Genomic DNA, 6,696 nt, shown 5'->3' on the forward strand with positions numbered 1-6,696 from the left:
GCAACCATACTGACAATTATTGAGACATCGATGTCACGAGTGCGTGTGGGCGGCTTTTCGATCTCCCTCGACGGCTTCGGCGCCGGAGTAGAGCAGAGCCTGAAGAACCCTCTCGGAAAGGGAGGAGCGGAACTGCACACCTGGATGTTCGGCACACGGTTCTTCCGGACCATGATCGGTCAAGACGGCGGATCTGACGGCGTCGATCAAGCCTTCGCCAGCCGCGCCATGGCCGGCTTTGGCGCCTACATCCTCGGCCGCGACATGTTCGGTCACCACCGAGGTCCCTGGTCGGATGAGAGTTGGAAGGGCTGGTGGGGATCCAATCCGCCCTATCACGCACCAACGTTCATCCTGACCCACTATCCCCGAGACCCGATCGAGATGGAGGGCGGCACGGCCTTCATCTTCGTGACGGAAGGGATCGAGGCGGCGCTCGACAGGCCAAGGCGGCGGCAGCCGGCCTGGACGTCAAGATTGGCGGCGGGGTCAGCACGGTGCGTCAATATCTGCGCGCCGGGCTGATCGACGAGATTCACGTCGCCGTGTCGCCGGTTCTGCTTGGGAAGGGAGAGGCTCTCTCACGGGAATCGACCTTCCCAGCCTGGGCTTTCGCGTTGTTGAGCATCAAGCCAGTGAATATGCGACCCATATCCTTCTTGCCCGGTAAGTCCGGCCAGAGAAACGGTCAGCGCGAGGAGCGATGGAGGCGTCTGGCGGGCCGGAAGGTCAAGTTTTCGGAGGTGGGTCAATGACCGCTTCTGGCGCCACTGCGCCGTTGGTTCGCTGCCTCGGATGCGGGCTAAGCCGCGATCAGCGCGCCGGCTGAACCGGCGGAGCGAAGCTAGGCGCCTCGAACCTTGGCGTGGCCAGCGTGACTTCGGTGGGAAGGCCGCTGGTCTGGCCGGTGCGCAGGAAATCGTAGATGGCCTGTTTGACGGCGGGGCTTTCGCGCAGCTGGTAGAAGGCGCCGTCGTGTCCCGCGCGGTGCACGAGGATCGCGTGGCCGTTGGGAAAATACGGCAGCAGGCCGAGCGTATTCTCGATTGGGGTAGAGGTATCCCAATCGCCATGAACGAAGACGATCGGGATCGGCGTCACGCGCGGGAGTCGGATCGCATCGCCCATGTCCGGGGTGGGCCAATCGGGCGCCGACGCCAAGTTCGCCTCGAAATTCCATGCGCCGAGCCAGGCCGCGGCCGGATCGGTGCGCATGAGATGCTCGCGCTCGGCGGTCACGCCCAAGCTGCTATCGGCGAGCGGGCCAATCAGCTTGACCGGGCTCGCGCGCCGATCCTCCAGGGTTTGGCGCGCCCATTCGTCGTAATGGCCATGGTAGAGCGAGAGGATGAAGGCCGGCCAATGCTCGGCCTCGTCGGTATGCGCCAACAGGGCAAGCTGCAGGTCCTCCGCTCCGAGCGCGACCGTCTGGGCCTTACCGGCATCTTCGCGGATGGTGACGTGGATCGGCCCGGCGGCAAAGCGTTGGTGCAGTGTGCGGACCGCCTCCATCATACCGCCCTTGGGCAGCCAGGGCGCCAGGCCGGGGTCTAGATCAGCATCGAAGGCGATGCGCTGGAGGGCCGCGAACACGTGCGACGGCATGTCGAAACCGTTGTTCAGCGGCTCCACGGAGGAGAGCACCGCGCGCGCCACGTTTTCGGGGTGAAAGCGCATCACTGCTAGCGACCATTGCGAGCCGAAGCTGCCACCGAACAAGCTGATCTTGTCGTAGCCAAGCGCGCGCCGAAGATCGTCGACATCGTCCGCAAAGGCTTGAATAGTATAGCCGGACAGATCCTTGTCTGGATTGTGCGCAATGGCGCGTCTGGCCAGCGCCAGCATGGCGCGGGCATCGGCCTGAACCGAGGCTGGCTGATCAAGCGGCGAAGCATCAGCGCTCTCGACGAGCATCTCGCCGCGGCCGGTATAGCCGCGCTGCTCGATCACCACGAGGTCGCCGGCCGCGCCGAAGGTCAGCCAGGAGCGCAGGCGACTCTGCGCCGCTGGGCTCGGATCGGTGAAGGCGTCTAGTACGCTTAGCCCCGGGCCGCCGGGCAACCAAAAGATCGGTGGCGCGCCGGTGGGGTGGGGCGCTTTTATCCGCGCGAAGCCGATACTGATCCTGCGACTATCCGGTTTGCTACGGTTTTCCGGCACGTAAAGAGTGCCGATCTCGTAGGGGACGGTCTGCCCGGTCGGGAGCTTGACGCTTCCCTGCTCAATCACGATCCCATTCGGCGCCGGCTGTTGGGCCCACGCCGGGACGGGCGACGCCTGAACCGTCAGCGCCGCGAGCGCGCAGACCAGCATCTGAAGCGATCGCATGGAAACTCCCGGAGCGTGCATTGCGACGGAAGGCTCGTTGATGTATTACTTCACGTCAAGTTACTTCATGTGAAGATTTATCATCATGCCTGAACAGCGACTCTCCAGGCCTGATGCGGATGTCGTCGACCTGCTCCTCGAGGATTGGGCGCGTGAACGGCCGGATTTGGGGGTGACGGCCATGGCGGTGGTCGGCCGCCTCCTGCATCTCGGTGGGCTGCTGCACGCCCGGGCCGGCGAGCGGCTTCGAGCCCACGGGATCAGCTACACCGAACTCGACGTGCTGGCGACGCTACGGCGCTCGGGCGCGCCGTATCGGTTGAGCCCCACCGCGCTCCGCAAGGCCGTTCTGCTCACGTCCGGCGCGATGACCGCCTGCCTCAATCGCCTCGAGCGGCGCGGATTGGTTAGCCGCAGCCCCGACGGCAGCGATCGGCGGTCGCTGATGGCGACGCTGACCCCTAAGGGCGTGGCATTGATCGACACGGCGATCGTCTCGCATTTCGAGCAGGCTGATCAGGTCGTCGCTGGTCTCGATGCGGCCGAACGGCAAGACCTGGCGCGCCTGTTGCGGAAAGTTCGGCTTCAGGTCGAAGCTTGATCGATTCCCTTTTTTGTAGCTGCGGCTCGTCGTCCGAGGCTTAGCCTGTGGCCGCAGCTTCTTTAGCCTCGCTCATGATAGGCGAGTTAGAAAGACGTTCTGCCGACAGGGTGAGCGCGTTTTCGATGGCGGCATACAGCAGCTCGACGCTCAGGGGCTTGGCGACGTGGCCGTCCATACCCGCCGTGATATAGCTCTCGGCCTGATGTTGCAGCGCGTCGGCTGTGATCGCCAGGATCGGCGTTCGGCGGCGACCATCTTGGTCTTCAATGGCCCGGATCGCTCTGGTGGCGGCCAAGCCGTCCATGATGGGCATCTGGATATCCATCAAGACGATGTCGACGGCATGGTCGCCAAAGAGCGAGACGGCTTCCTGACCGTCCCGGGCCAGGATCAGGTTGACTTCGAGGGGCGCCAGCAGCGCCTGCAGCACGAGCCGGTTCGTGGCGTTATCCTCGGCAGCGAGAATGCGAAGGCCTGTTGACACGACAGGTTCCGGCGAAAGGCGCTCCATCGCCGCTTCTCGGGTCAGCGGCCGCGCGAGCGGCAACCGCAAGGTGAAGGTTGAGCCCTGGCCTTCGGTGCTTTCAACGCTGATGTCGCCGCCCATCAGGGTCGCCAAGCGCCGGGAGATCGCCAAGCCAAGACCCGTGCCGCCAAAGCGGCGGGTGCTGGAGTTGTCGAGCTGCGAAAACGCGTTGAATAGCTCGCCTAGGCGATCGCGCGCGATGCCGGGGCCATCATCGCGGACGCGCACGAGCAGCCCGTCATCCAGGACTTCGGCATCCATCTGGACTGAGCCGAGATCGGTGAACTTCACCGCATTGGAGACCAGGTTGAGAAGGATCTGGCGAATGCGGCCTTCGTCACCGATCCAAGTTCCCGCAGCCTCGCCCGGGCGCCAGGCCAGCGTTAGGCCCTTGCCCTGCGCCACGGCCTCATAGGTGCGGCAGACCTCCGACATCAAGGGCGCCAGCTCGAAGGGGGCGTCCATGATCTCCAGGCGACCCGCCTCGATCTTCGAGAGATCAAGGGCGCTGTTGAGAATGCTGAGCAGCCCCTTGCCTGACTGCAGAATGACATCGACGCGATCATGCTGGGGCGCGGTGAGATCGTCACGCGCCATGACCTGCGCCATGCCCATGATCCCATTCAAGGGTGTGCGGATTTCGTGGCTAATATTGGCGATGAATTCGCTTTTGGCGACGCTGGCGGCGCGAGCGTCGTCCCGCGCGAGGGTCAGCGCATTCAGGGTTTCGTGCAGCGCGTCCTCCTGCGCGCTCAGCTCACGGAGCATGCGGCCGATACGTATGCCAAGGAGGCTAAAGACCGAGGCCATGATCAACGCCGCGACGATCGCCGGCTCGGCCAGCTTGCGAAGCGCGTCGACGCCGGGCTTGCTCGGCGTCCAGACTAGCGCCCCCAGGCCGCGCCCGTCCGGATCGACCAGGGGCACAACGCCAGGCGCAGAGATGGACGAAGGCGCGCGTTGGAACCGCAGATCCGGCACGCCTATGTCCTGCGACAGCTGGGTGAGAAGCTGGCGGTCCAGCAGCCAGCCGGTCACCACGACGCTTGCCGCTCGCGCGTCGCGCATCTGGCCATTGCGCGGTAAGATCGCGGCCACGGCGAGGAAGTAGACGCGCCCATCCGGCGCCACGACGACCGAGCGTTGCGCCGCAGCCTTCGCTCGCCGTCCGCCCTGCGCCGCATAGAGATCACGTTGCTTGAGTTCGCTTCGTTGCACCGAGCGCACGGTCGATAAGATCGACGCTTCGAGATCCTCCTCCTGGCCAAGCACAACCCGTTGGCCGTCACGGGCGGCATATTGCAGGCGACCATGCCCATCGAAGAGCAACGTAACATCATGGTCAAAGGAGAGGTGGTAGTATTCGGTCAGTTTCTCATCGATCCAGCTGGGGTCGAACGATCCTTTTGTCTTGAAATAGGCTTCGTCCCACGCCGTCACCGAAACGGTCTCTTCGTGCAGGCGCGCGAGGTTCCTCTCGACCTTACGCTCAACCAGCAAAGTCTCTTGTCGCGCCTCGGCTTGGTTCAGGTCCGCCCAGATATAGGCAAAAAGGCCGACAGCCCCAGCAATCACCAAGCCGACGGCCAGAAGGCCCAGCCGCAGGATATCCCATCGTGTCTTCTGCGGAGTCTGTCGGCGCATCAGGTGACCTCTCGCTCCAAGTTAACGAGGTCGCGCCAAGCGAGTGGTTAAAGTTACTGCACGCGCGACGTTACGCCGCATAAAGCAATCTCCCGGGGGCAGTCGCTATCGTCATTCGAGCATTAAGATTATATGCAGCGTGAAATAGTTAATGTGGCGAAGTTTTGTCGATCTAGTACTTTGAGAATAAGTCTAGTTGCACCCGGAATGGGGTGTTCGTTAGTGTTTTTAACGAAGATTTATGTGTTGAAGTCCCTCTTTGGCGCCCAAAGCGCCGGAGTTGGTCCATGAGATTCGACGATTTGAAGGTGGCCACCAAGGTCATGTTGCCGGCGATTTTGCTGGCCGTTGTGGCTTTGGCCTGCGTCGGTGGGGGTGTCCTGCAAGCACGCCGTATCGAACGGTCGGCCCAAAGTATCGTCGATGCGCGTGCGCCGGCCGAGCTTGCGGTGTCGCGATTCAGCCGGCAGGTGGCGACGACGGGATACGCGGCTTATCGCACTATCGCCTACGACGGCGGCTCGGCGACCGCGCGAGAGGCTTCTGGCGAGATTGACACGGCCTTCGCCAAGGGGAACGGCTTCCTAGACAAGGCCATGACCGCCGACCCGACGACGGCCGACGATCTGAAGGCGTTTAGCGACCGCTTCAAATCGATTCATGCCAGCGCTCGACAGGGCGCCGACATGGGTCTGCAGAACGCCGACGATGCGGCCAAGATGCTGATGGGCGATATCGATCCTCAGATCGTGGCCTTGACCAAGGATGTGGCGGCTTGGATCGACCGTCATGGTGCGCAGACTCAGGCGATCGTGACACAATCGCGGGCTCAGGCCGCGCGCGAAACGCTTTTGACCATTATCGCCAGCCTCGTCGCCGCCAGCGCATCGCTTGTGCTGGCTTTGTGGGTCGGGTCTTCCAAGATCGCCAAGCCGCTGATCAACCTGTCCAAGACCATGGAAGTCCTCGCTCAAGGCAGCGTCGACGTCGAGGTCAAGGGCGCCGAGCGCAAGGACGAGGTCGGCGCCATGGCCCGCTCGGTCCAGGTGTTCAAGGACAACGCCCTGGCCCTGCGCACCGCCGAGGCCGCCCAGCAGCGCGCCAGCGCCGAGACGGAAGCCGAGCGTCGCCGCAACCAGGAAGTCGCCGAGGCCGCCGCCAAGGAACAGGCTTTCGTCATGGAAGCCATCGCCACCGGCCTGACCCGCCTGTCGGACGGCGACCTGACCTATCGCCTGGATCAACAGTTCCCGGCCGCCTACCAGCGCGTCCAGAACGACTTCAACGGCGCCATCGCCCAGCTGGAAGAGGCGATGGGCACCATCGTCCACGCCGCCAGCAGCATCGGCGCCGGCTCGGACGAAATCGCCTCGGCCGCCGACGACCTGTCGCGCCGCAGCGAGCAGCAGGCCGCCAGCCTGGAAGAAACCGCCGCCGCCCTGGACGAGATCACCGCCACCGTGCGCCGTTCGTCGTCGGGCGCGCAGGAAGCCTCGCGCGTGGTCGGCTCGACCCGTGGCGACGCCGAACGCTCCAGCGTCGTGGTCCGCAACGCCGTCGACGCCATGAACCAGATCGAGAAGTCGTCGCAGTC

General features: G+C 64.0%; 6 protein-coding genes. 4 read left to right on the forward strand and 2 right to left on the reverse strand.

The annotated features are described in order from the left end of the window. The first annotated feature begins 45 nt into the window (after window positions 1–45). Together AC07NF_RS18080 and AC07NF_RS18085 are read left to right on the forward strand one after the other, a co-directional pair. Window positions 46–525: a dihydrofolate reductase family protein gene (locus AC07NF_RS18080; protein ID WP_494628691.1), complete on the forward strand. Its 480-nt coding sequence runs from the start codon at window positions 46–48 to the stop codon at window positions 523–525. Then, window positions 498–755, forward strand: coding sequence for a dihydrofolate reductase family protein (locus tag AC07NF_RS18085; protein WP_494628690.1), 258 nt, complete (start codon window positions 498–500; stop codon window positions 753–755). Before AC07NF_RS18080 ends, AC07NF_RS18085 begins: the two co-directional genes overlap by 28 nt. Window positions 756–813: 58 nt before the next feature. Here the strand turns inward: AC07NF_RS18085 and AC07NF_RS18090 are convergent, their stop codons facing one another. After that, window positions 814–2,328, reverse strand: a complete 1,515-nt coding sequence (locus AC07NF_RS18090) for an alpha/beta hydrolase (protein WP_492811969.1) — start codon at window positions 2,326–2,328, stop codon at window positions 814–816. Window positions 2,329–2,413: 85 nt separating this feature from the next. Between AC07NF_RS18090 and AC07NF_RS18095 the strand changes: the two genes are divergently transcribed. Continuing rightward, window positions 2,414–2,929, forward strand: coding sequence for a MarR family winged helix-turn-helix transcriptional regulator (locus tag AC07NF_RS18095; RefSeq protein WP_492811967.1), 516 nt, complete (start codon window positions 2,414–2,416; stop codon window positions 2,927–2,929). 40 nt (window positions 2,930–2,969) lie between these two features. On the opposite strand, the gene AC07NF_RS18100 is transcribed toward AC07NF_RS18095, so the two are convergent. Further along, entirely contained in the window at window positions 2,970–5,102 is a 2,133-nt protein-coding gene (locus tag AC07NF_RS18100; RefSeq protein ID WP_494628689.1) for an ATP-binding protein, read from the reverse strand. A 287-nt stretch (window positions 5,103–5,389) separates the two neighbouring features. Between AC07NF_RS18100 and AC07NF_RS18105 the strand changes: the two genes are divergently transcribed. Then, window positions 5,390–6,696, forward strand: a 1,307-nt coding sequence (locus AC07NF_RS18105) for a HAMP domain-containing protein (RefSeq protein WP_494655328.1), incomplete at its 3' end; no start/stop codon positions are given.

The sequence above is a fragment of the Caulobacter sp. GW821-FHT10A06 genome, from assembly GCF_059415805.1.

Bases quoted from the DNA above. Each gene is read 5' to 3' on its own strand.
- AC07NF_RS18090 (WP_492811969.1), bottom strand. From the start codon at position 2,328: ATGCGATCGCTTCAGATGCTGGTCTGCGCGCTCGCGGCGCTGACGGTT.
- AC07NF_RS18095 (WP_492811967.1), top strand. From the start codon at position 2,414: ATGCCTGAACAGCGACTCTCCAGGCCTGATGCGGATGTCGTCGACCTG.
- AC07NF_RS18100 (WP_494628689.1), bottom strand. From the start codon at position 5,102: ATGCGCCGACAGACTCCGCAGAAGACACGATGGGATATCCTGCGGCTG.